Here is a 24449-nt window from a genome sequence, read left to right on the forward strand (position 1 = left end):
ATTTAGCGAAATGATGATCTGATATGTCTTTCTTTGCATTGGGTGTCAACCATCAAACCGCCTCTGTAGAACTGCGCGAACAGATTGCATTTAACCCTGAAAAGTTAACAGCGCTGCTTGAACAGCAAAGCCATGCACCTGAACTCAATGACATGGTGGTGGTATCTACATGTAATCGTACTGAAGTCTATGCGATGTCTGAAAATGGAGACATGGTATTGAATTGGCTTGCCCAATCAAATGGTATTGATGTAAAGCAATTGTCAAATCATGTGTATCGTTATGAAAATGCACAGGCGGTGACACACCTCATGCGTGTGGCTAGCGGCTTGGATTCGCTCATGCTTGGTGAGCCTCAAATCTTAGGTCAAGTTAAAACGGCTTTGTCCTTAGCCAAAGATGCCGAAACTGTCTCCCCAAATTTAAACCGTATTTTTGAATATGCTTTTTATGCGGCAAAACGAGTGCGTTCTGAAACAGCGGTAGGAAATCATGCGGTGTCGATGGGCTATGCCGTTGCTCAGCTAGCTTTACAGGTTTTTAGTCAGCCTGAAAAATTAACGGTCATGATTGTTGCTGCTGGTGAAATGAATAGCTTGGTTGCGAAGCATTTGACCGAAATGGGTGTGGGTAGAATTATTATCTGTAACCGTACACGTGCCCGTGCTGAAGCTTTATCCCAAGAGATTGCTCATCGTGTAGAAGTTGAAATAATTGATTTTGCAGATTTGGCAGACAATTTACATCGCGCAGATGTAATTTCAAGTTGTACTGGAAGCTTGCATCAAGTGATTTATTTTGCGGATGTCAAAGCAGCACTGAAAAAACGTCGTTATAAACAAATGCTGTTGGTTGATTTGGCTGTACCACGAGATATTGAAGCCAAAGTTGAAAGTTTAGATGGTGTTTATTTATATGGTGTAGATGATCTGCAAACAGTCATAGAAGAAAACTTGGCTCAGCGTCGTCAGGCGGCAGTTGAAGCCGAAGTGATGGTCAATCAGCTTGCGACAGATTTAATTACACAGCAAAAAGTGAATTTGGCTGGCTCGACGATTCATGCATACCGTGAACATGGTGAGTCATTGCGTCAAGAAGAACTGGCTTTAGCCCTGAATCGTCTACAAAAGGGCGAAGATGCTGCGAAGATTATGCAAGAAATGTCGCATCGTTTAACCCAAAAGCTTTTGCATCCAACCTCTATCGTGCTGCGAAATGCAGCAATGGCAGAAGATCCCGCTTATTTTGAAATGATAGAACAAGATTTAGTTAATGTTGCTGAAAATCGCCGTAAACCAAAGAAATAAATAAAGCTATTCATTGAATAACGGTCATTCACAGCTTGAACTTGAAATTAAAACTTAATCTTCAAGGAGCGTGAGTGATCTTTTTTTATCAATATCATAAATACGTTGTTTTAAATTACGCATTTCTGCAAGGCTTGAAAACTTATTCGACTTGATCTTGAGTTGTAAGAATTGATATTGCAATTTTGTCGATAAATCTGCCGCAAGTTTATCTGCTTGTTCAGGTGATGACGTATAGTCACTGATATTGGCATGTTCTAAAATATGTTGTAATTCATGATGATGTGCTGCACAAGCACCGAGTACATAATAGGTGGATAACTCTGGATCATCAGGCAATTCCTCAAAAATCACATTGAAAATATTTAACACATGATAAAGCAATAGGTCTTGTGAAACTAAGGCGCGTAAAGGCTCAAAGTGAATGTAGAGATAAGGATGATTGATTAAAATCGCAATCACATATTCTTCAGCATCAATTTTTGTACTAAAGCTCAATGATGCATCATTATTGACTTGAGGCTGCCACTTTCGGCTAAACCCTAATTTTTCACGGAAATATTGTTGTAGCAAATAACGATATGAACCACCTTTCGGCAACAGTTCAGTGAGCTGTCTGAGTTCACCCATCACCTGACTTTTACCCTCAGGTGAACTGACATCATGATTTTGCGTTAAATGTGCAAAAACAAATTCAGAAAGAAGCGGTGAGGTGTGCAGTAACCGTCGAAAATTTTCAATACCTTCACGGCGGATCAATGAATCTGGGTCATGGTCATTCGGCAATACAAAGAATTTAAGTTCACGTCCATCATTCAGTAATGGAAGGGCAATTTCGAGCGTACGACGAGCTGCTTTTTGACCTGCGGCATCACCATCAAATGCAATGGTAATGCGGCTATTTTGCTTAAATAAAATGTTTAAATGTTCAGTATTACTGGCAGTCCCTAAAGTCGCTACAGCGCCATGAATGCCATATTGCTGTAGGGCAATAACATCCATATAACCTTCGACCATTAACCAATCTTGGGCTTTTTGTTTACGGCCTTCGTATAAACCATAAAGTAACTGGTTTTTATGGAAAACTTCAGAGTCTGGGGAGTTGATGTATTTCGGTTTGATTTCATCATTTAAGGCACGACCACCAAAACCGACCACACGACCTTTCGCATCTCGAATCGGGAAAATCACCCGCTCGCGCAGTAGGTCAAAGTCACGACCACTGTCACTGGTTCGAATCAAACCGAGAAGTTTGAGTCCTTCGATATCTTGTGGAAAGGCTTTTTCCAGATGTTGCCAATCTTCAGGGGCATAGCCTAAGCGCCAATAGGCGATGGTGTCTGCACTGAGACCCCGTTGTTTAAAATAAGCTTGCCCAATTGGACTGAGCGGAAGTTGTTGCTCATAAAACTGTGCGACATTTTCCAGCAAGTCATATAAGTTTCCGTCTTGCGGCACATCTTCAAATCCATTGGTAACTTGGTCAAAGTGAGCAAACGGATCGTTCCCATAAAAGGCATCTTCGTTATTTTGAAACTCAGCAAATGGGTCGTGTTCGAAATTTACTGCAGCAGGATTTGTGTCGGTTTCGCCTGTTTTGGGTGGCAGAGCTTTTGCTTCGATTGGAGGTTTTTGTACAGGTTTGGGTTTAGATTCGCGTTTATATTTGAGTTTATTGGAATCGTTATTGTCTTTCGGTAGTTCAATACCCGTTTGGCTAGATAAATCCTTCATTACTTCGATGAAGTTACGGCTACCAATATCCATTAAAAAACGGATGGCATTACCATTGGCCTGACAACCAAAGCAGTGAAAATATTGTTTATCACGATAGACATGGAAAGATGGCGATTTTTCCTGATGGAATGGGCAGCATCCTGAGTAGGTGCGTCCAGTCTTTTTCAATTTCACAAATTGACCAATCACATCGACAATATCGGTGCGATCTAAAATTTGATCAATTGTATGTTGAGGAATGGCCATGCTGTTTTATCTGTCTATCTATTGAATTTGGGCAGTTCGGAAATATTTTGAAATCAGCAATGCTGTAAGTTCAGGTGGAGATCCAGTACAGCATCGTCCATCGAACTATTGTATACCTTTTAATCTAACCGAATCTGTAGATCCTGAAAAGATAAAAGGGCAAGTATTCTAACTTGCCCTTTGTGAAAAATCGACCTTCGTTGCGACTATATTATTCAGCTTATTCTGACGACTCAGTTTTTTCGCTATGAGGACGATCCAATAAGCCAAAGCTTAAACGATTGGTTAAACTGCGTTTTTCTTCATCGGTTTCAACTACGTCTGTAGAGGTTTGCTCAGACATCGTCTGTGCTTCTTTACCGAAAATACCCAAAGTTGCACGGTTAAGGAAGCTGCCTTCACTACGTGCAGCACGCATATTGACCGTACCGTCTGACTTCACAAGTTTTGGATAGTTCAGTTTAAGTACTTCAATGTATTGCTGAGACGTGGTTTTATCACCAAGTTTGTCGTAACCATAGGCTACAGTCGCTAGAGCTTCTGGAACTTGCGGTGCTTGCGGATAATGTTCGATCACCCAAAGTGAACGTTCAACAGCAGCTAACCATGCTTTACGCTTCACATTAAAACGCGCCGCATTCATTTCGCTTTCAGCCAATTCTTGACTGATGAACTTCATACGTTGTGCGGCATCGACTGCATATTCGCTCGATGGATAGCGACGGATAAAGTCGACAAAGTTTTGATAAGCCACTTTGAGATAGCTTACATCACGATGCGATTGCTTTAAAGAAGTATAGCGAAGCAAACCATTGTAGTTTTGCTCCATGTTTGAAACACCACGCACGTAATACGCATAATCAACTTGCGGATGTTGTGGGTTCATACGAATAAAACGGTCTGCAAGTGCAATCGCACCTTCATAGTCTTTTTGCTGAAACTTTACATACAATAGTTCAAGTTGTGCTTGCTGCGCATAGTTACCTGTAGGGTAGTAGGTCTCTAGAGCTTCAAGGTGTTTTGCTGCATCTGTATATTGGTTACGTTCAAGCGCTTTTTGTGCTTTTTCGATATAAATCTGTTCGCTTGATTGTGGACCTGTGTCGACCACTTCTTTCTTTGGATTACTGCTACAGCCTACCATTGCCGATGCAATGCCTATTGTTAGAGCAAGCATTGTCATTTTATATTTTGGTAGCGACATAAAAATTCCTCTGTTAATACGGGCAATGAGCTACAATTGAACTATTAAACCACTTTTGTCTGAATGAGCAAATGAGTCAAGCACAATCTTCCAATTCTAATTTCCCTGAAACTGATTTCAATTTACTTGAAGATTCTGAGGATGCAGATAACCATACTTCAGACTCAACTGCAACACGTTTATCGTTGCAATTTCAATTGGATGAAAGCTATTTAGGACAACGTATTGATCAGGTTTCAGCACTGGTTTGGACTGATTTTTCTCGTGAAAAGCTAAAACAGTGGCTCAAAGAGGGCCATTTGTTGGTCAATGGTAACACTGTGAAACCAAAGTACAAATGCGAAGGCACAGAGTTATTGACTTTAGACGTCGAGTTAGAAGCACAAACCCGTAGCTTACCTGAAGATATTCCACTTAATATTGTCTATGAAGATGAAGATATTATGGTGATTAATAAACCTGTCGGTATGGTTGTACATCCGGGCGCTGGAAACAGTACAGGCACATTGGTGAATGCAATTTTGCACCATTACCCAAAATCTTCAGAGTTGACCCGTGCAGGTTTGGTGCATCGTATTGATAAAGACACCTCAGGTTTGTTGGTTGTTGCGAAAAACCTCGAATCCCAATTTTCTTTAAGTAAGCAATTGGCGAAGAAATCGGTTTACCGTATTTACGATTTGATCGTATATGGCAACATTATTGCTGGCGGTACAGTCGATGAACCAATTAAACGTCATCCTGTCGATCGCATCAAAATGGCAGTCTTGCCGGGCGGTAAAGATGCGGTGACTCACTATAATGTGAAAGAACGTTTCCAAAACTTTACCCGCGTTCAAGCACGTTTAGAAACGGGTCGTACCCATCAAATTCGTGTGCATTTCACTTATATCGGTCATGGTCTTGTGGGCGATCAAGTGTATGTACCACGTGTACGTATGCCTGCAGGCGCGTCGGTGTTATTAGATGACACTTTACGTGGCTTTAAACGTCAGGCTTTACATGCGGTTAAATTGGGTCTCGTTCATCCACGTACAGGTGAAGACATGATGTTTGAAGCACCATGGCCTGAAGACTTTAATCAATTGGTTGAAGTATTACGTAGCGAAAACAAAGCTTATTAAGTTTTAAACTGATTTACACGCCATAGATAGAAAAGGACGGCAACATGCAATTTGTTCAGGGACTTCCACAGGGTGTTTTTGTGGGACAAACTCGAGTTCATCATGATCAGACGCAACCTGCTGAACAACCTGAACTGACAGGATTTAATCTGGCATTGCATGTGGGAGATGATGCAGCGCGTGTGCAAAAGCACCGGATGCAATTGCTCAAAGACTTTGCTGAATATGGCGTGAATAAAATCAGCTGGATGAACCAAACCCACAGTACGCTATGCCATCGCATTGATGAACAGATCAACTTTGTTGCACCCGAAGGCGATGGTATGGTCACGCAGTCTAAACACCATGCCCTGATGATGATGACCGCAGACTGCTTACCCGTGGTTTTAGGTGATACTGACGGGACAGAAGTTGCCAATCTGCATGCAGGTTGGAAGGGCTTGGCCAACGGTATTGTGGAAAACACCATTGCAGCCATGCACACTCAGCCAACATGGGCTTGGTTGGGGGCAGCTATTTGCCAAGAGAGTTTTGAAATTGGTGCAGAAGTCAAAGCTGCCTTTTGTTCCAAATACCCAGAACTTGAAAGTGCATTTAAAGCTGGTGTAAGGGAAGGCAAATATTATGCTGATCTTTATGCGATAGCGCGTTATATTCTTGCATTACATGGGGTTAAAGCCGTAACAGGTGGCGACCAATGTACCTTTTTGCAAACTGAAGAATATTTTTCATATCGCCGCGAAGCGAAAACAGGACGTATGGCAACATTCGTCTTTATGCTTTGAAAATGCTAAACTTGACTGAATCTATCGACTTTTAAATGTTATGTCTTTGACTGCTAAATCTCTTGCTGTTGTTTACCACAGTCCCTATGGGCACACTGCCAAAGTGGCGAATTTCATTGTACAAGGTGCAGAAAAAGCCGGTGTAAAAGTCCATCTCATGAATGTAGAGCATGTGGATTGGGATGAATTGGACAGTGCAGATGCCATCGTTTTTGGATGCCCAACCTATATGGGCAGTATGAGTGCGGCAATGAAATTATTCATGGAGCAATCATCTAAACGCTGGTTAGCACGGACATGGCAAGGCAAGTTAGCCGCTGGTTTTACCAATGGTGGCGGCTTAAGTGGAGATAAATTGGCAGTATTGCAGCAAATCAATTTATTCGCCATGCAGCACGGCATGTTGTGGAGCGGTCTTCCATTGATACCAACTGGACGAAGCACAACAGATTTAAATCGGATGTCGAGTTTTTTAGGTTTAATGACACAATCGGATAATGCGCCTGTTGAAGTCACGCCACCTGCGGGTGATTTAGAAACCGCTATTTGGTTTGGTGAATATCTGGGACTGTTGTTAAATAAAGTTAATTAATTTGTAAATAAATCGTTTGAACTATCATTTATAAATCTTTGAAAACCCTAGTGATGGAAATGTTACTGGGGTTTTTATTGGCCTAAAATTCGTGAAAATTGGCATTTTGTATAATTGAGTTGTGATGCGTGTCACAAATTGCCATTCATTTACGCCAACGCTATTGATTTAATCTTCTCATAAATTTCACTCGGGATGAGTGACGAATATTAAAAAGGATTAAATAATCGTGAAAAAAACAATAGTCGCAATGGCATTGACCTTATGTGTTTCTGACGTTGTTTTTGCAGCAGAAGGATTGGTGGGATTAGCCGATGAAGAATTGTCTGCCATCAATGGTGCTGCATTGATGAATATGTCCTATACCGATCCTATTTTGGTCAACCAACAAATGGTCGATGAAAATATTGGTTTCTACAAACTCAGTTTAGATGCCGTCATGGATCTGAACGTCAATGTCAAAAGTTTGCAACTCGGCTGTGGTGGGGTAAATGGGTCAAATGGCTGTGATATTGATATTCGTCATCTGGCGTTGAGTGGTAATGCTACTTCAACTGATGCCAACGGTAATCCCGTCTTTAATGGTGATCGAGCGTCAACAAGTGCCGAACTGAAAAATCCGTTTATTGAATTTGCAATTAAAAACCCAAAACAAGCCGCTTTACGCGAAGTTAAAGGCTTCCGTGTCAGTGCTGAATCAATTACAGGTTTATTGACCACAGGTATTCAAAACACGGGTGCGCCGACAGATGGGATTAAGTCGCTAAGCGGTTATATGAAAATTGCACCAACTACAGGGACAGCAAAGACCCAAGCAGCGATTTTTGGTGATAGCAGCAGTGAGACTTTATCCGGTAACTTGGTGATTAATACGATTTGGAACAATGATCGTAGCTTTGTTAGCCAACCCGAAAATAGTAAGGGTTTAAAAATTCCTTCAATGAATGTGCCGTTTACCGTCCCTGAAATTACTATCAACGGAAAACGACAAACTCAAGCCGTTGCCAAAAATATCAGTGCGACTGTACCGTCGATTCAACTCAACCGTGATAGTGGTAGTTTGCAGGTCAAACTTGACCGTAATTTGTTATGGGTAGAAGGGGCGCAGTTCTTTATGGATTCGGGTTCATCAATTGATGGTTTGAAAATGAACATTACCTTTGAGCAAGCCTTAAATATGATTCATAACATCCCATTAAATGGCACAGCCGGTTATTTATCGCTTCAATCTCAAGATATCAGTTGGCCAGATGCCAATGCAGATGATATTGCACGTACAGGTTGGTGGATGTCATTTAAAGACCCGATCAATATTGGCAAATTAAATCCAACATCTGAAGTGGATATCTCAGGCGTCTTGCCACAAGTTGCTCAAAAAGTATCGCAAATTTTAACCAATGAACCAATTTATATTCCGTTAGGTTCTGCTGTTGGTGCAGCATTTGGTCTGCCAATTTATAAAAATGTAGGTTCAATTAACCTCAGTAATGCAGGTGCGGCCAATTTAACTTTAAAAAATCAGGTCTTGGGGAATCAGGAAGTTCGGACTAACTGTTTTGGTGGGTTGAAATTCTGCTAAATCTGCAATTTAAAAATAAAAAAACCTCCAAGATGGAGGTTTTTTTATTGAACTTATTTATGAAAAATACGGGCTTTATCGCGCTGCCAATCACGGTCTTTTTCCGTTGCACGCTTGTCGTGAAGCTGCTTACCTTTTACTAGGGCAATTTCAAGTTTGGCATGAGGACCTTTCCAGTAACATGCCAAAGGCACACATGAATAACCTTTTTGGTTAATCGCACCTTGTAGTTTTTCAATTTCACGGCGGTTCAGCAATAATTTACGAGTACGTGTTGCTTCAGGCACCACATGTGTCGAAGCACTCAGTAAAGGTTGCACTTGAGCGCCGAATAAAAATGCTTCACCATTTTTAAACGTAATATAGCTCTCTACGATAGTCATACGACCCGCACGCATTGATTTGACTTCCCAGCCTTGTAATGAAAGACCCGCTTCAAATTTTTCTTCAATGAAATAATCGTGACGCGCACGCTTATTTAGGGCAATCGTACTGCTACTATTTTTTTTAACTACTGCTTTCGTCATAATCAAAAACTTCCAAACTTAGCACTATTGTACCCGAACTTTGAATAAGATGAAGTTTTTAAATTTACAAGCTGACTTCACCTATAAATCAAGATTTTGTTAAAATACCCGTCTACAAAATAACAGAGTACAACTGGATGTCTAAAACTCGTGTAATTTATCCGGGCACATTCGATCCAATTACTAATGGTCATATCGACTTAGTGACACGTGCATCACGCATGTTTGACGAAGTTGTCGTGGCAATTGCAATTGGACATCACAAAAACCCTGTGTTTAGTCTGGAAGAACGTGTTGCACTAGCGCAAGAGTCTTTAAGTCATTTGTCAAATGTTGAGTTTGTAGGTTTTGATGGGCTGTTGGTCAACTTCTTTAACGAGCAAAAAGCAACAGCCGTGTTACGTGGTTTACGTGCAGTTTCAGATTTTGAATATGAATTTCAATTGGCAAATATGAATCGCCGTTTGGACAGTAAATTTGAAGCCGTGTTCTTAACCCCATCAGAGCAATATTCGTTTATTTCATCTACGCTCGTGCGTGAAATTGCACGTTTAAATGGTGATGTCACTCAGTTTGTACCACAAGCTGTTGTGGAAGCCTTTAAGCGTAAACAACAGCAAGGTTGGTAGAGTGTCTTTATATATCACTGATGAATGCATCAACTGCGATGTCTGTGAACCTGTATGCCCCAATGAGGCGATTTTCATGGGGGAACTCATTTATGAGATTAACCCTGATTTGTGTACGGAATGCGTTGGGCATCACGATAAACCGCAGTGTCAGTTGTTCTGTCCGGTAGATTGTATTCCATTGGATCCGGCTCATTCTGAAACTCAGGAACAGCTTCAACAAAAGTACGAAAAACTAACTGCTCAAAAAACATCAAGCAATTAGTTGTCAGATTTGTTAGAATGCGCCCCGAAGTGAACCAGACGATCGCTGCTGTGTATAGGTCTCCGTGACTAAAGCAGGGGAGGAAAGTCCGGGCTTCATAGGGCAAGGTGCCAGGTAACGCCTGGGCGGTGTGAGCCGACGGAAAGTGCAGCAGAGAGTAGACCGCCTTCACTATGGTTTTGAGCAATCAAAATCGGAGGTAAGGGTGAAAGGGTGCGGTAAGAGCGCACCGCATGACTGGTAACAGTTCATGGCATGGTAAACCCCACCGGAAGCAAGACCAAATAGGGATCCTTTAGGCATGGCCCATGCTGGATCCGGGTAGGTCGCTTGAGCGTATGAGTGATTGTACGCCTAGAGGAATGATCGTCCTCGACAGAACCCGGCTTATCGGTTCACTTCAACAAATTTTGATCAAATACGCGCATTATGGGCTTGACGATATTTAAATATCCCTCCATAATGCGCGCACAGTTTAAGGCTATGTAGCTCAGTTGGTTAGAGCACCGCACTCATAATGCGGGGGTCACAAGTTCAAGTCTCGTCATAGCCACCATATTCAAAAAAAAGACCACTCCGATTGAGTGGTCTTTTTTTATTTCTAAATCTTCCAAATTTAAAAAATTAACGGTAAACAAAACGACGCATGCCTGCACGTAAGGCAAATGCGCCATGCATATATACGCCACCTAGCCAATACGGCACATTATAAATATCTTCATGGCGATATTTGACTAATGCAAACTCTGCCAATAGTCCTTCAAAGAACATGCCACCAATGGCAAGCATGATGGCCAATATCAGTAGCCATGTACGCTCATAGCTAAATAGCCAGCGAATAAAAAAGCTAATGTAAAAAATCCAACAAAGTGCTTCTGGATGAAAATTGCCAAATCCGCTGAGTATATAGACTATGGCAAATAGTATTAGGCTTTCGACGAGGGGCGCAGTGCCGTCATGATGGCAACTGAGCTGAGTCATCACATAGTGTTTAAGTCGTTGTGTAAGTTGAATATAGCTAAATGCCATGAAAGCAAAGGCAATAAAAAAGCCTGGGAATACCCACCAAGCTTGATGGAAAAATAATGGGTTGGGATAACTAAGTGTCTGGGTATAGACATAAATCGCATCGCAAAAAGTTGCGACGACTGCTGCCAGCAGGGCAAGTATAAATATGCCTGAGAATTGAGTGGTTCTCGTCATCATTCATCCTGAAAAGTGGTTTTTTTTATTTTGTGAGTTCTTTATAGAATGAATTTGGAGAAAAGGTTATGACAAGTTACGAGATGCTCATGTGTAAATGTTAATTTATAGCGCTACTGCTATACTCAATACATAGTTAACTTAATGAATATAAATAGAAATGATAGATAACCAATTAAACTGGCCTAAAGATAATTTTGAGAATATTGAAACTGCATGGGAAGGTGATCTTTGGGATCGCCGTCGTTTAGGAGAGCAGCTTACAAGTTATGTTGATCGCTTAAACTGCGGTGCTGTTCTTGCTTTGGATGCACGATGGGGTGAGGGTAAAACGTGGTTTGTCCGTCATTGGGCGAAGCATTTAGATGATACTCAGCATAACGTGATCTATTTGGATGCATTTGCTAATGATTATTTGGAAGATCCATTTTTAACGATTGCAGCTGAAATAAGTCAAACTTTTAAAGAGTCAGAAGAAATTGATGATGATGAAATTAAAGATTTTAATGCTAAGACTGCTTCAGTATTAATATCGTTGGCGGCTGTCATACCAATGATTGCGGCTAAAGCGGGCATGCATTGGATTGGCTTGGGTGGAGCTGGAGAAGCATTTAAAGAGGTATATGAAGAAGGAAAAGCGTTGTATGACACAGCAAGTGAGGAAATAGCTGCAAAAGTTAAGGAGAAAATCGAAAAGAAAATTGAGAATCATCAGGTTGAGAAACAAACAATTCATGACTTTAAGAAAGAACTTGCTGTATTAGCTGGAAAATTAGATAAACCTTTAGTTTTTATTATTGATGAATTGGATCGTTGTCGTCCTGATTTTGCGATACGATTAATTGAAAGGGTTAAACATTTCTTTGATATTCCTAAAATTGTTTTTGTTTTGGTGATGAATAAGCCACAATTATCACAGTCAGTTCAGAATTTTTATGGTTATGAAGCAGAGATAACAGCTGATTATTTTGAAAAATTTATAGATTTAACAATTAAATTTCCAAATTTGGAACCTTATATTAACTATGAAAATGTATTGAAGGAAGAACTTTATAGAATTGGTGAGATGGAGCATAAAGAAGCTTTAAATGAATTCTTTTTTTGGGTATTAGCATTACAAAATTATAAAAACTTCAACTCACGTGAATTAAAAAGAAAAATTAATCAATATGCTATTTTGAAAACTAATGATTTTAGAAAAAACCTAATATTAATTGCGTTTGTATTTGGTGTGGAATTTTCAAAAGATTTGAAAATATTTCGTTTAGTTTTAAGTAAGTTAGTTGAAAAATTTAATTTGTCTTTTAGTGACAGTAAATTTCTTGGAAATATTATTATCAGTAAACTACGAACTGAATATTTCATTGATGAATTTCATATAGGAAATTTATATAATAAACAAGTAACATTGAATGAAAAATATGTATCAGTGGGACAACAAGATGCCAAAGAATTGTATATGCTGGAAACTTATACTCCCTTTGCTATCCAGAAATTAAAACACTCCGATGATTTTATAATTGATTGGAAAAACTATGTTGAATCGGGATTTAATCTAGATATTTGATTAATGTATCAACATCATCCGTCTGCAATTTTTCCCGCATCTTTAAAAACTGCTTTTCATCTAAGTCATAGAGCTTGAGGGAAAGTAGTTTTTTGATATCTTCTTCAGGAAAGCGATATTTAATAATTTTAGCAGGGACTCCGCCTACTACTGCATAAGGTGGCACATCTTTAGTCACCACAGCACCTGTAGCAACGACAGCACCTTCACCCAGTGTAACACCTTGCATAATCATGGCACGTGAGCCGATCCAGCATCCATCACCAATGATTGTGTCACCCGCAGGGACAAAACTCCGTGTATCAAACGGAAAGGCTGAAATCCAGTCCGTGCGGTGGAGTTGGTTACCACCCATCATAATCACGCATTCTGCGCCAAAACAGACAAAATTACCGATATGTAGCTGGTCTATCGGCTTCTCAGTTGTTGCGGGTTTGTCGTGCAAATAACGCACCACACAGCGCTCAAAACCCTGATCCCAATATGCAGAATAATATGAATAATTACCTTTGATGTGAATATTTGGGTTCTTCACTGTTTTAGAGATGAACTCAAATTCACACCAATGATTGACAGGTGAATTAATCAATTTTTCAGACATAACTGGGATACAAAAATAGGGAATGTGCCATTATACCGAATAGATCTTTACGCTGGTGAACAATCCAATTCCACAAATGAACTGATGGCAAAACTAAGTTTTTAGGTGGTTTTAGATTGTTGAGGAATACGGGCAATGACCTTAATTTCAAAATCAAAACCCGCCAGCCAATTCACACCAATCGCTGTCCAGTTCGGATAAGGCTTTTGGGTAAATACCTGATTTTTGACTTTCATAATGCTTTCAAATTGCTGTTCAGGATCAGTATGAAAGGTGGTGACATCAACGATATCATCAAAAGTACAACCAGCAGCTGCCAATGTTGCAGCCAGGTTTTCAAAAGCCCGTTCTACCTGTTTCTCAAAATCAGGTTCAGGAGAACCATCCTCACGGCTACCAACCTGACCTGATACAAAGAGTAAATCTTCCGATTTGATGGCAGCCGAGTAACCATGCTGTTCATACAAAGCATGCCGATCTTGGGGAAATATTGCAGTTCTTGTCATGACTATTCTCGCTTAATGTTAAATTTAAAAAAATATTTTTAAAAACGGCATAAGTTTTTACATACGCTTCGTATGTAAACATAATTGACATACGGGCCGTATGTCAATTAAAATTTTGGTAAGGATGAGGTAAGCAAAGCAATGTCTGTTCGTGAACAAAAAATGGCGGCAACCCGCAAGAAACTGATTGAAGTGGCACGTCGTGCATTTGCTGAGTATGGTTATGCAGACACGTCCATGGATAAACTCACGGCAGACGCGGGGCTGACCCGTGGCGCGCTGTACCATCATTTTGGCGACAAACGGGGCTTATTTGCTGCTGTGGTCGATCAAATTGATTCAGAAATGGCTTCATCTGCCCAGCAGCATCTGGAGCAGCCTGAAGATCTTTGGGAAGGGCTGATGCTTGAAGGGCAAGCCTATATTGAAAATGCTTTGAATCCTGAATTTCAGCGTATTGTACTGCGTGATGGGCCAGCTGTATTGGGAGATCCTGCACATTGGCCCAGTCAAAACAAATGTTTGCAGTCTACCCGTGAGTGCGTACAACAGTTATTGGCAGTAGATCGAATTAAAGCAGTAGATCCTGAAGCGGCTGCCGTATTTTTAAATGGCGCTGCCATGAATGCCGCACTTTGGGTCGCCTCCAGTGAGCATCCTGAACAGGCACTCCCAGAAGCATTACATGCCTTTCAAGTCTTTGCGTCAGGATTGTTAAAAGAAGGATAGAGTGGGGTTGTTGATAATCAATTGTCTGAATATAAAAAACCCCTCAAAAGAGGGGCTTAAAATTGCTTATCTTAATGAATTAAAGATATTCAACTTTAGAAATTTCATACTCAACTTCACCTTGTGGTGTGTTGATTTTTACATCGTCGCCTTCGTTTTTACCCAAAAGACCACGCGCAATTGGTGAATTCACAGAGATTTTGTTGATTTTAAAATCTGCTTCGTCATCACCAACGATTTTATAAGTCTTTTGTTCTTCAGTATCTAAGTTTTCAATGGTCACAGTCACACCGAAAACCACACGGCCATTTTGCTCAAGTGATTTAACATCAATCACTTGGCAAGCACCCAATTTACCTTCGATATCTTGGATACGGCCTTCACAGAAACCTTGTTGCTCACGAGCAGCGTGGTATTCAGCGTTTTCTTTCAAATCCCCATGTTCACGCGCTTCAGCAATTGCTGCAGTAATACGTGGACGATCAACACTTTTAAGTTGCTGTAATTCTTTCTCTAGGGCAATTTTGCCTTCGGGAGTCATAGGATAACGTTGCATTGTTGTCCCTCATGTTTGTAAAAAGAAAAAATCAGTAAAATTTTTACTGACCTAGAAATGAAAAAAAGCCCGCCACCGAGAGGTGGCGGGACTTCTCGGTAACTTAATTAACCTTTAGTAAGGTCTTGTAAGCGGTATACATCCATTGGCAATTTGATTGCTAAAGCTTGGCATACTGCATCAGCACCGTTAAGGGTAGTTGTGTAATACACTTTACCTTGTAATGCAGAGCGGCGGATCGAGAATGAATCTTCTTGAGCCTGTTTGCCTTCAGTTGTATTGATAATGAGGTGAACTTCGCCATTTTTCAAGCGGTCTACGATATTAGGACGGCCTTCAGTCACTTTGTTCACACGTTCACATTCAATACCAGCATCTTTAATCACATCATAAGTACCGCCAGTAGCGATGACTTTGAAGCCAAGATCTGTTAGCTGTTTCGCAATACCAACAGCACGAGGCTTGTCAGAATGACGAACAGATAAGAATGCATGTTTAACTTCGCCTTCTGTTGGTAGGCCAGGTAAACGGTCATTAGAGCCTAACACAGCTTTATAGAACGCTTCACCAAATGTTTTGCCTACACCCATCACTTCGCCTGTAGATTTCATCTCAGGGCCAAGAATTGGGTCAACACCAGGGAATTTGTTGAATGGGAACACTGCTTCTTTTACAGAGAAGTGTTCAGGAATAATCTCTGTAGTGAATCCTTGAGATTCTAAAGATTGACCAGCCATACAACGCGCAGCAACTTTCGCTAAAGATTCACCAATGCACTTAGATACGAATGGAACAGTACGTGATGCACGTGGGTTTACTTCTAGAATGTATACATCAGTACCTTTAACCGCAAACTGAACGTTCATCAAACCAATTACGCCAAGCTCTTTTGCCATAGCGATGGTTTGACGGCGCATTTCGTCCTGTACTTCTTTAGATAAAGAGTAAGGAGGAATAGAACATGCTGAGTCACCTGAGTGAATACCAGCTTGTTCAATATGCTGCATGATACCGCCGATCACAACGTCTTTACCGTCAGATACGCAGTCTACGTCAACTTCAATCGCATCATCTAGGAAGTGGTCAAGAAGTACAGGTGCTTCGTTCGATGCTTGAACCGCATCACGTAAGTAGCGTTTCAATTCGTCATCGTTGTACACGATTTCCATCGCACGACCACCAAGTACATAAGATGGACGTACCACAAGTGGGTAGCCAACTTTTGCCGCTTCAGCCATACCTTCTTCAGCAGATTTTACGATGCTGTTGTTTGGTTGACGAAGTTGTAGACGTTGAATCATTTGTTGGAAACGTTCACGGTCTTCTGCACGGTCAATCGCGTCAGGTGATGTACCGATAATTGGCGCACCAGCTTCTTCTAAAGCACGAGCCAATTTAAGCGGAGTTTGACCGCCGTACTGAACGATAATGCCTTTAGGCTTCTCGATACGTACGATTTCAAGTACATCTTCCAAAGTGATTGGTTCGAAGTACAAACGATCTGATGTGTCGTAATCCGTAGAAACTGTTTCAGGGTTACAGTTCACCATGATAGTTTCATAGCCGTCTTCACGCATTGCAAGGGCAGCGTGTACACAGCAGTAATCGAACTCGATACCTTGACCAATACGGTTAGGACCGCCACCGATGACCATGATCTTGTCGCGAGTAGACGGATTCGCTTCACATTCTTCATCGTAAGTTGAGTACATGTAAGCTGTATCAGATTCGAATTCAGCCGCACATGTATCTACACGTTTGTAAACAGGGGTCACGCCCAAGTTCCAACGGTGTTTACGGAATTGTTTTTGTGAAATACCCATCAATTTCGCAATACGAAGGTCAGATAAACCTTTGCGTTTGAACGAACGGATGTTGTCAGCGTTTAAGTCACCAAAACCTAAAGATTTGATTTTCTCTTCAGTTTTGATGATGTCTTCGATTTGGATCAAGAACCAACGGTCAATATTCGTCGCAGCGAACACTTCATCTAACGTGAAACCATGACGGAATGCATCGCCTACGTACCAAATACGCTCAGGACCAGGCACTTTAAGTTCTTGAAGGATTTTCTCTTTCGCACCTTCAGTACCCACTTCGATTTTTTCATCAAAGCCAGCAGCACCCACTTCAAGACCACGAAGCGCTTTTTGTACTGACTCTTGGAAGTTACGGCCAATTGCCATGACTTCACCCACAGATTTCATCTGTGTAGTTAAAGTTGCATCAGCTTGTGGGAATTTCTCGAAGTTGAAACGAGGAATCTTAGTCACAACATAGTCAATCGCAGGTTCGAATGATGCAGGAGTTGTACCGCCAGTGATGTCATTTTTCAATTCATCAAGGGTATAACCGACTGCCAATTTCGCTGCAATTTTTGCAATTGGGAAACCGGTTGCTTTAGATGCCAAAGCAGATGAACGAGAAACACGAGGGTTCATCTCGATCACAACCATACGGCCATCTTTCGGGTTAATACCAAACTGAACGTTCGAACCACCCGTTTCTACACCAATTTCACGAAGTACTGCTAAAGAGGCATTACGTAAAAGTTGGAATTCTTTGTCTGTTAATGTTTGTGCAGGGGCAACAGTGATTGAGTCACCTGTGTGCACGCCCATTGGGTCAAAGTTTTCAATGGTACATACAATGATACAGTTGTCGTTTTTGTCACGAACAACTTCCATTTCGTACTCTTTCCAACCAATCAATGATTCATCAATTAAAAGTTGGTGAGTAGGAGAAAGGTCGAAACCGCGTTCACAGATCTCGATAAATTCTTCTTTGTTGTATGCGATACCACCGCCTGAACCACCCATCGTAAATGATGGACGGATAATCACAGGGAAACCGAAGCGTGCTTGAATTTCTAACGCTTCTTCCATTGATTCAGCGATGTCAGCTTTTGGACATTCAAGACCAATTTTACGCATTGCTTGGTCGAAGAGTTTACGGTCTTCGGCTTTTTCAATTGCTTCTTTAGTCGCACCGATCAATTCAACATTGTATTTTTCTAAAATGCCGTGCTCATCAAGGGCAAGGGCACAGTTCAATGCTGTTTGACCACCCATTGTAGGAAGAACTGCGTCTGGGCGTTCTTTCTCAATGATCGCTGCAACAGTTTGCCACGTAATCGGTTCGATATACGTTGCATCTGCCATCGCAGGGTCAGTCATAATGGTCGCTGGGTTAGAGTTCACCAAAATAACACGGTAGCCTTCTTCACGAAGGGCTTTACATGCTTGCGCACCTGAGTAGTCAAACTCACATGCCTGACCGATCACAATCGGACCAGCACCGATAATTAAGATGCTTTTAATGTCTGTACGTTTAGCCATGATGCTTCCTTAATTACTTCTTAGATGCTTCGATAAGTTCGATGAAATGATCGAACAGTGGTGCGCAGTCATGTGGACCAGGGCTTGCTTCTGGGTGACCTTGGAAACTGAACGCAGGTTTGTCTGTACGATGAATCCCTTGAAGGGTTTGGTCGAACAGCGATTTGTGCGTAGCTTTCAAGTTTGCAGGAAGAGTTTCTGCATCCACTGTGAAGCCGTGGTTTTGAGAAGTAATCATCACTGTACCATTTTCTAAGTTTTGTACAGGATGGTTAGCACCGTGGTGACCGTGAGGCATTTTCACAGTTTTTGCACCTGATGCAAGTGCAAGAATTTGGTGACCTAAGCAAATACCGAATACAGGTACATTACGTGCGTCTTCTACAATTGTTTTTACAGCTTCAATTGCATAATCACATGCTGCTGGATCGCCGGGGCCGTTCGATAAGAACACGCCATCTGGATTCAGCGCAAGTACATCAGCAGCAGGAGTTTGCGCAGGCACGACAGTCAATTTACAACCGCGGTCTGCGAGCATACGTAAGATGTTGGTTTTGACACCGTAGTCGTATGCTACAACATGGAATTTAAGTTCTGGTTGAGCGAAACCTTTACTAAGCGCCCAAGAGCCTTCAGTCCACTCGAAACCGGTCGGATCACAGCATTCTTTTGCAAGGTCTAAACCATTAAGACCACCAAAAGCACGTGCTTTAGCTAACGCTTCTTCTTCAGTCGCGTTTTCACCAGCAAGGATACAACCGTTTTGCGCACCTTTTGATCGCAGAATACGCGTTAATTTACGAGTATCAATATCTGCGATAGCAACAACATTGTGTTGTTTAAGGTAATCACTTAGTGATTGCTCAGCACGGAAGTTGCTATGCAATAAAGGTAGGTCACGAATGATCAATCCGTTGGCCCATACTTTATGAATTCGACCTGACTCAGCGTCTTCATCATTACAACCTGTGTTACCGATATGTGGGTAAGTTAGGGTCACAAGTTGTTGTGCATAACTTGGGTCAGTCAAAATTTCTTGATAGCCAGTCATGGCAGTGTTGAAAACGACTTCACCAGTCGTACTACCCGATGCGCCAATTGAAGTACCTTTAAAAATAGTACCATCGGCAAGGGCTAAAATTGCTGGGGTGCTCAAACCAAAGCTCCTGAAATTTAGGCTGTAAAAAAGCGAGAAGACGAAAAAAAAGGAAGGCTGCTTAAAAACCTACCCTCCTTACATCTGCTCGCTTGAACTTAACACGGCATTATACGCAGAAAGCCACTGAAAGTCCATTGTAAATATTAGGAATAAAGCAGATAAAGCGCTTGCATTTTAGAATAAAGTTTGGTTTTGCAAAATCGTAGAAAAATGTAAGCAATTAATTATTGTCAGACAAATCATAAATTAAAATTTATCAATAAGCGCTATTGTGGTTCGGTCAGCAAAAACTATAGGTACAAAGTCATGGCAACACAACAAAAACAAACAGCGGCTAAATCCTCCCTGAAAGAAGTCGTTATCGAAGGTGCTGAAAAGCTTGAACAAGTTGCAAAAGAAGCGAGTGTCCAAGCCACAGAAGCGGTCACTGAAAGCAAAGAAAAGATCGGAGCAGAGGCAAAGCAGTTGAATGCCAGTGTGCAAGATCAATTGCGTCAGTTGAAGCAAGATGTATTGAATAAACTTGATCAGTTAAAAGTTCAGTTTGGTTCATCGCAAAAAGATTTTAGTGAACTCAAAGAGTTTGTGAAAACTGAGTTTAATACGGTTATTGATGATCTTTCAAAACTTGGAAAAGAGCTGAAAGAAGATGTGACTCAAATTTCAGGAAAGCACAAAGATCATTTAACAGAAACATTTAAGCGTTCTAAGGAACATACTTTAGAAGCGTGGAAAAAAGTTTCACCAGTGAAAGCTGATGTTACGGATCAAACCACAGATCTTAAAAGTTAATTGTGAATGACATGAATTTTAATACGCTTAAGCTAAGTCTAGTCATTCCAGGGAGCTGGATTGGGTGAGAGCGAATTAAACTTAAAGTTAACGCTATATATGCATAAGGGAGCCATTAATGGCTCCCTTATTGTGAATAGTACATTTAAGTACAAAGCACTTATTTAAAAATAAGCAGGCAATAAAAAAGCAAAAGATCGTACTTTTGCTTTTTATCGAAGATCAAAACATTAAAAAGTTTAGAACTGATGTAGCCAATCACGTTTGTTGTGAAAGTCAGCATTTGGACTACTATGCTGCATGGCATAGTACTGTTCACCTTGAGGAGTTTTCAGTACAGCAGTTAGACCGATATATAGATCTTCCCATTTAAGTTTGTACTTCAGCATAAATTCTGTCAGATCAAGACTGACATTTAAGCCATAGTGCGTCCGTTTCAACTGATTCAGTTCAATATCGTAAGCAGCTTGTGGCGGCATATCTTCTGGATAGCGATATTCTTCAAACTGGTAAGCTTGCCATGCTTGGGAAGGGGAGAGGTTGACTTCGCGGTAGTAGTCTTCGCCTTGAACCCCAATGAAAATTTCATAGCAGGTGTCTTCCCACAAAAAATCGATTCGTGGGTGAGCTGATACCAATTCTGGCCATTGAATCAGTTGGTTTGGGTCTCGAATCCAATAACCCACATTTAAAGTATATGGGCTTTGTTGTTCGATAGCACCAACGACTGATACAGCCTGAAAGCGACGATCAAAAGCGCTGAGTTCGAAACTTGCCATAAATGCTTAGTTAGACAGGTGTGCGTAGCGAACAAGGTTAGACAGTTTTGCATTTTGTTTTGCCGCTTTGCGGTAAATCAAAGCAATCTTACCAATCGTTTGAACAACTTCAGAACCTGAAACAGTCGCAATTTCAGTAATCATTGCAGCACGTGCTTCGCGGTCTTCTGCCACAACTTTCACTTTAATTAACTCATGGTCGTTTAACGCACGGTTTAATTCTTCAACAACGCTTTCTGATAAGCCTTTGTCCGCAACCATTACAACTGGGTTTAGAGTGTGACCAATTTGACGTAAGCGTTTACGTTCTTGAATAGATAAAGCCGCCATAAATATAACCTAATTTTAAAAACGACCTAGTATAGCAAAATCAAAGTTGAAGCGCTGTATTTAATCGGCATTTTCTCGATGAAGATTATTGAAAAAAACATGATTTAAGATGCTTTTTAGATACACATGTCTACTGCAAAAGTGCTGAATTTCACGTACAATCAAGACTGAGAAGTTTTTTTTATTTAGAGAGTTATGGCTACCCGCATTACTAACCAGAAATTATCCAAAAGTAGTCGTGACTGGATGCGTGAGCATCTTGATGACCCCTTTGTGAAAAAAGCACAAAAGGAAGGATATCGTGCGCGTGCCGCTTATAAATTGCTTGAAATTCAAGAAAAATACAAATTGATCAAGCCAGGCATGACCGTTGTCGACTTAGGTGCTGCACCAGGTAGTTGGTCGCAAATTGCCGGTAAACTTGTTGGCGACAAAGGTTTGGTGATTGCTTCTGATATTTTACCAATGGATGCTTTACCCGATGTGACCTTCTTGCAAGGTGACTTTCGTGAACAAGAAGTGTTCGATGAATTGTTAAAAATTTTAGATGGACGTACTGTAGACGTTGTAATTTCAGATATGGCCCCCAATACATCAGGTAATAAGGCTGTAGATCAACCGCGTCAGATCTATCTTTGTGAATTAGCAATCGACTTTGCTCAAAAGGTTCTTGGACCAAATGGACAATTTGTTGTTAAAGTGTTCCAAGGTGTTGGATTTGATGAATACCGTAAGCAAGTTGTAGACACATTTGATGTGCTGAAAACAGCAAAACCGGCGGCTTCACGTGCTCGATCTAAAGAAGTGTTTTTAATCGGGCAGGGACGTAAGAAAGCTTTCAAGTAAAGTTTACTTGCCAACTCGTTAAAAATTGTGCATTTTGTACGTTTTTAAATTATTGCGAAGCTACTCTGCAGCGTAAGTATTAGAGTCACCCATGTAAATGGGATTGAACGAATTAGATAGAAATGGGAATAAAGCTTTGAGCGATCTTTTTAAGAATGCCGTGTTGTGGCTGGTTATCCTAGGCGTGCTGGTTTTAATCTTCAGCAACGTCAATGACCGCAATCAACCGACCGCGATGAACTATTCTGAGTTTGTGGCAGCCGTAAATGCGGGTCAGATTAAACAAGTCACCATTGATGGCGAAAGAATTCGTGGCGAAAAATCAAACGGTTCAGAGTTTGAAAGTATCCGTCCTGCGGTTCAAGATCCTGAACTTATGCCGAACCTGATCAAGAACAATGTTGTTGTTGAAGGTACAGCGCCACAGCGTCAAAGTATTTTGATGCAACTTCTGATTGCAAGTTTCCCTGTTCTTTTAATCATTCTGTTATTCATGTTCTTTATGCGCAACATGGGTGGTGGAGCTGGTGGTAAGAATGGCCCAATGAGTTTTGGTAAGTCAAAAGCAAAAATGCTGTCTGAAGACCAAATCAAAGTGACATTTACTGATGTTGCGGGCTGTGATGAAGCTAAACAAGAAGTTGTTGAAATCGTTGACTTCCTAAAAGATCCATCTAAGTTCAAACGACTTGGTGCAAGCATTCCAAAAGGCGTGCTTATGGTTGGTCCTCCGGGTACGGGTAAAACTTTACTTGCTAAAGCGATTGCGGGTGAAGCGAAAGTACCGTTCTTTAGTATTTCGGGTTCTGACTTTGTTGAAATGTTCGTAGGTGTGGGTGCGTCCCGTGTCCGTGACATGTTTGAACAAGCAAAGCGTCATGCGCCATGTATCATTTTCATCGATGAGATCGATGCCGTTGGTCGTCACCGTGGTTCAGGCACAGGTGGTGGTAATGATGAGCGTGAGCAAACATTAAACCAAATGTTGGTTGAAATGGATGGCTTTGAAGGCAACGAAGGTATTATCGTTATTGCTGCAACAAACCGTGCTGACGTATTGGATAAAGCTTTACTTCGTCCGGGTCGTTTTGACCGTCAAGTGATGGTATCTCTACCGGATATTAAAGGTCGTGAGCAAATCCTCAATGTACATTTGAAAAAATTACCTTCTGTGACTGGTGTAGATGTTAAAGTCTTGGCACGTGGTACACCGGGCTTCTCAGGCGCTCAGTTGGCTAACCTTGTAAACGAAGCGGCACTGTTTGCTGCACGTCGTAACAAGAACACGGTCGATATGCATGACTTTGAAGATGCAAAAGACAAGCTTTACATGGGTCCTGAACGTAAATCGATGGTGATTCGTGAAGAAGAACGTCGTGCGACGGCTTATCATGAAGCTGGTCATGCGATTGTTGCTGAAATCTTGCCGGGTACAGACCCTGTGCATAAAGTGACAATTATGCCGCGTGGTTGGGCACTGGGTGTGACTTGGCAGTTGCCTGAACATGACCAAACCAGCCATTACAAAGACAAAATGTTGAATGAACTTTCAATTTTGTTTGGTGGTCGTATTGCAGAAGAAGTCTTCATTAACCAAATGTCGACTGGTGCTTCAAATGACTTTGAACGTGCAACGAAAATGGCACGAGCAATGGTTACTAAATACGGTATGTCCGATAAAATGGGCGTCATGGTTTACGAAGATGATTCACAGCAGTCATTCATGGGTGGTTTAGGAAGTCGTGTGATTTCTGAAGCAACGCAGCTTGAAGTTGACCGTGAAGTTCGCCGCATTTTAGATGAACAATATAAAGTTGCACGCGATATTCTTGAAAATAACAAAGATATCGCACATGCCATGGTGAAAGCATTGCTTGAATGGGAAACCATTGATCGTGATCAAATCCGTGACATTATGGAAGGTCGTGAACCTCAACCACCAAAAGTGTACATCGCTGAAAATCCAGTGATTGATGTTACACCAACGGATGGTCCAGATGTTCCACCACCATTACCGTCATTGCCAAAAGCATAAAATTTTAAAACCA

The 24449-nt window shown here is 41.2% G+C and carries 23 protein-coding genes, 1 tRNA gene and 1 other RNA gene; 14 read left to right on the forward strand and 11 right to left on the reverse strand.

Annotation, left to right across the window (positions count from 1 at the left end):
- Nucleotides 1-23: 23 nt before the first annotated feature.
- Complete coding sequence (gene hemA, locus G0029_RS04255; protein ID WP_180107741.1) at nucleotides 24-1307, forward strand: glutamyl-tRNA reductase; 1284 nt, start codon at nucleotides 24-26, stop codon at nucleotides 1305-1307.
- 54 nt (nucleotides 1308-1361) lie between these two features.
- Here hemA and G0029_RS04260 read toward each other — a convergent pair whose 3' ends face one another.
- Complete coding sequence (locus tag G0029_RS04260; protein WP_180107742.1) at nucleotides 1362-3290, reverse strand: DNA primase; 1929 nt, start codon at nucleotides 3288-3290, stop codon at nucleotides 1362-1364.
- 220 nt (nucleotides 3291-3510) lie between these two features.
- Nucleotides 3511-4494 (reverse strand): outer membrane protein assembly factor BamD, encoded by a 984-nt coding sequence (locus G0029_RS04265; RefSeq protein ID WP_180065829.1) that lies wholly within the window; start codon nucleotides 4492-4494, stop codon nucleotides 3511-3513.
- Between the two features lie 71 nt (nucleotides 4495-4565).
- Here G0029_RS04265 and rluD point away from each other — a divergent pair, with 71 nt between their 5' ends.
- From rluD to G0029_RS04285, 4 genes are all read left to right on the forward strand, one after another.
- Nucleotides 4566-5618 carry a 23S rRNA pseudouridine(1911/1915/1917) synthase RluD gene (gene rluD, locus G0029_RS04270; RefSeq protein WP_180107743.1) on the forward strand — a complete coding sequence of 351 codons (1053 nt, stop codon included), beginning with the start codon at nucleotides 4566-4568 and terminating at the stop codon, nucleotides 5616-5618.
- Nucleotides 5619-5662: 44 nt separating this feature from the next.
- Nucleotides 5663-6403 (forward strand): peptidoglycan editing factor PgeF, encoded by a 741-nt coding sequence (gene pgeF / locus G0029_RS04275; RefSeq protein ID WP_180107744.1) that lies wholly within the window; start codon nucleotides 5663-5665, stop codon nucleotides 6401-6403.
- 40 nt (nucleotides 6404-6443) lie between these two features.
- Complete coding sequence (locus tag G0029_RS04280; RefSeq protein ID WP_180109771.1) at nucleotides 6444-6995, forward strand: flavodoxin family protein; 552 nt, start codon at nucleotides 6444-6446, stop codon at nucleotides 6993-6995.
- A 229-nt stretch (nucleotides 6996-7224) separates the two neighbouring features.
- Nucleotides 7225-8574 carry a hypothetical protein gene (locus G0029_RS04285; protein ID WP_078192170.1) on the forward strand — a complete coding sequence of 450 codons (1350 nt, stop codon included), beginning with the start codon at nucleotides 7225-7227 and terminating at the stop codon, nucleotides 8572-8574.
- A 53-nt stretch (nucleotides 8575-8627) separates the two neighbouring features.
- On the opposite strand, the gene smpB is transcribed toward G0029_RS04285, so the two are convergent.
- Nucleotides 8628-9101 (reverse strand): SsrA-binding protein SmpB, encoded by a 474-nt coding sequence (gene smpB / locus G0029_RS04290; RefSeq protein WP_078191351.1) that lies wholly within the window; start codon nucleotides 9099-9101, stop codon nucleotides 8628-8630.
- A 137-nt stretch (nucleotides 9102-9238) separates the two neighbouring features.
- On the opposite strand from smpB, the gene coaD reads away from it, so the two are divergent.
- From coaD to G0029_RS04310, 4 genes are all read left to right on the forward strand, one after another.
- Nucleotides 9239-9730: a pantetheine-phosphate adenylyltransferase gene (coaD, locus tag G0029_RS04295; RefSeq protein ID WP_078191350.1), complete on the forward strand. Its 492-nt coding sequence runs from the start codon at nucleotides 9239-9241 to the stop codon at nucleotides 9728-9730.
- Nucleotide 9731: 1 nt separating this feature from the next.
- Nucleotides 9732-9995 carry a YfhL family 4Fe-4S dicluster ferredoxin gene (locus G0029_RS04300; RefSeq protein WP_180107745.1) on the forward strand — a complete coding sequence of 88 codons (264 nt, stop codon included), beginning with the start codon at nucleotides 9732-9734 and terminating at the stop codon, nucleotides 9993-9995.
- A gap of 26 nt (nucleotides 9996-10021) precedes the next feature.
- Nucleotides 10022-10401, forward strand: an RNA gene (gene rnpB, locus G0029_RS04305) — RNase P RNA component class A.
- 73 nt (nucleotides 10402-10474) lie between these two features.
- Nucleotides 10475-10551: transfer RNA gene (locus G0029_RS04310), tRNA-Met, on the forward strand.
- Nucleotides 10552-10619: 68 nt separating this feature from the next.
- Here the strand turns inward: G0029_RS04310 and G0029_RS04315 are convergent.
- Nucleotides 10620-11198, reverse strand: a complete 579-nt coding sequence (locus G0029_RS04315; protein ID WP_180107758.1) for a hypothetical protein — start codon at nucleotides 11196-11198, stop codon at nucleotides 10620-10622.
- A 160-nt stretch (nucleotides 11199-11358) separates the two neighbouring features.
- On the opposite strand from G0029_RS04315, the gene G0029_RS04320 reads away from it, so the two are divergent.
- Nucleotides 11359-12765 (forward strand): P-loop NTPase fold protein, encoded by a 1407-nt coding sequence (locus tag G0029_RS04320; RefSeq protein ID WP_078192168.1) that lies wholly within the window; start codon nucleotides 11359-11361, stop codon nucleotides 12763-12765.
- On the opposite strand, the gene G0029_RS04325 is transcribed toward G0029_RS04320, so the two are convergent.
- Both G0029_RS04325 and G0029_RS04330 read right to left on the reverse strand, forming a co-directional pair.
- A complete protein-coding gene (locus G0029_RS04325) occupies nucleotides 12749-13366 on the reverse strand; it encodes a CatB-related O-acetyltransferase (RefSeq protein WP_078192167.1) in 618 nt (205 codons plus the stop codon). The two genes, G0029_RS04320 and G0029_RS04325, sit on opposite strands and share 17 nt — an antisense overlap.
- Before the next feature lie 101 nt (nucleotides 13367-13467).
- Nucleotides 13468-13872 (reverse strand): RidA family protein, encoded by a 405-nt coding sequence (locus tag G0029_RS04330; protein ID WP_078192166.1) that lies wholly within the window; start codon nucleotides 13870-13872, stop codon nucleotides 13468-13470.
- 141 nt (nucleotides 13873-14013) lie between these two features.
- Between G0029_RS04330 and G0029_RS04335 the strand changes: the two genes are divergently transcribed.
- Nucleotides 14014-14601, forward strand: coding sequence for a TetR/AcrR family transcriptional regulator (locus G0029_RS04335; protein ID WP_078192165.1), 588 nt, complete (start codon nucleotides 14014-14016; stop codon nucleotides 14599-14601).
- A 79-nt stretch (nucleotides 14602-14680) separates the two neighbouring features.
- Here G0029_RS04335 and greA read toward each other — a convergent pair whose 3' ends face one another.
- The 3 genes from greA to carA all read right to left on the reverse strand — a co-directional run bounded on the left by greA (nucleotide 14681) and on the right by carA (nucleotide 19651).
- Nucleotides 14681-15157: a transcription elongation factor GreA gene (gene greA, locus G0029_RS04340; RefSeq protein WP_078192164.1), complete on the reverse strand. Its 477-nt coding sequence runs from the start codon at nucleotides 15155-15157 to the stop codon at nucleotides 14681-14683.
- Between the two features lie 107 nt (nucleotides 15158-15264).
- A complete protein-coding gene (carB, locus tag G0029_RS04345; RefSeq protein ID WP_180107746.1) occupies nucleotides 15265-18495 on the reverse strand; it encodes a carbamoyl-phosphate synthase large subunit in 3231 nt (1076 codons plus the stop codon).
- A 13-nt stretch (nucleotides 18496-18508) separates the two neighbouring features.
- Entirely contained in the window at nucleotides 18509-19651 is a 1143-nt protein-coding gene (carA, locus tag G0029_RS04350; protein ID WP_180107747.1) for a glutamine-hydrolyzing carbamoyl-phosphate synthase small subunit, read from the reverse strand.
- A gap of 309 nt (nucleotides 19652-19960) precedes the next feature.
- Here carA and G0029_RS04355 point away from each other — a divergent pair, with 309 nt between their 5' ends.
- Nucleotides 19961-20446: a hypothetical protein gene (locus G0029_RS04355; protein ID WP_180106626.1), complete on the forward strand. Its 486-nt coding sequence runs from the start codon at nucleotides 19961-19963 to the stop codon at nucleotides 20444-20446.
- A gap of 239 nt (nucleotides 20447-20685) precedes the next feature.
- Here G0029_RS04355 and G0029_RS04360 read toward each other — a convergent pair whose 3' ends face one another.
- Nucleotides 20686-21225 carry a DOMON-like domain-containing protein gene (locus tag G0029_RS04360; protein WP_180039574.1) on the reverse strand — a complete coding sequence of 180 codons (540 nt, stop codon included), beginning with the start codon at nucleotides 21223-21225 and terminating at the stop codon, nucleotides 20686-20688.
- Nucleotides 21226-21231: 6 nt separating this feature from the next.
- On the reverse strand, nucleotides 21232-21555 hold the full coding sequence (locus tag G0029_RS04365) for a YhbY family RNA-binding protein (protein WP_078191340.1): 324 nt from the start codon (nucleotides 21553-21555) through the stop codon (nucleotides 21232-21234).
- A gap of 195 nt (nucleotides 21556-21750) precedes the next feature.
- Here G0029_RS04365 and rlmE point away from each other — a divergent pair, with 195 nt between their 5' ends.
- Entirely contained in the window at nucleotides 21751-22401 is a 651-nt protein-coding gene (gene rlmE / locus G0029_RS04370; protein WP_078192159.1) for a 23S rRNA (uridine(2552)-2'-O)-methyltransferase RlmE, read from the forward strand.
- Between the two features lie 136 nt (nucleotides 22402-22537).
- Nucleotides 22538-24436: an ATP-dependent zinc metalloprotease FtsH gene (gene ftsH, locus G0029_RS04375; RefSeq protein ID WP_218948055.1), complete on the forward strand. Its 1899-nt coding sequence runs from the start codon at nucleotides 22538-22540 to the stop codon at nucleotides 24434-24436.
- Nucleotides 24437-24449: the final 13 nt, after the last annotated feature.

The organism is Acinetobacter sp. YH12138 (assembly GCF_015218525.1).
In the GTDB taxonomy this organism is placed as follows: Bacteria; Pseudomonadota; Gammaproteobacteria; order Pseudomonadales; family Moraxellaceae; genus Acinetobacter; species Acinetobacter amyesii.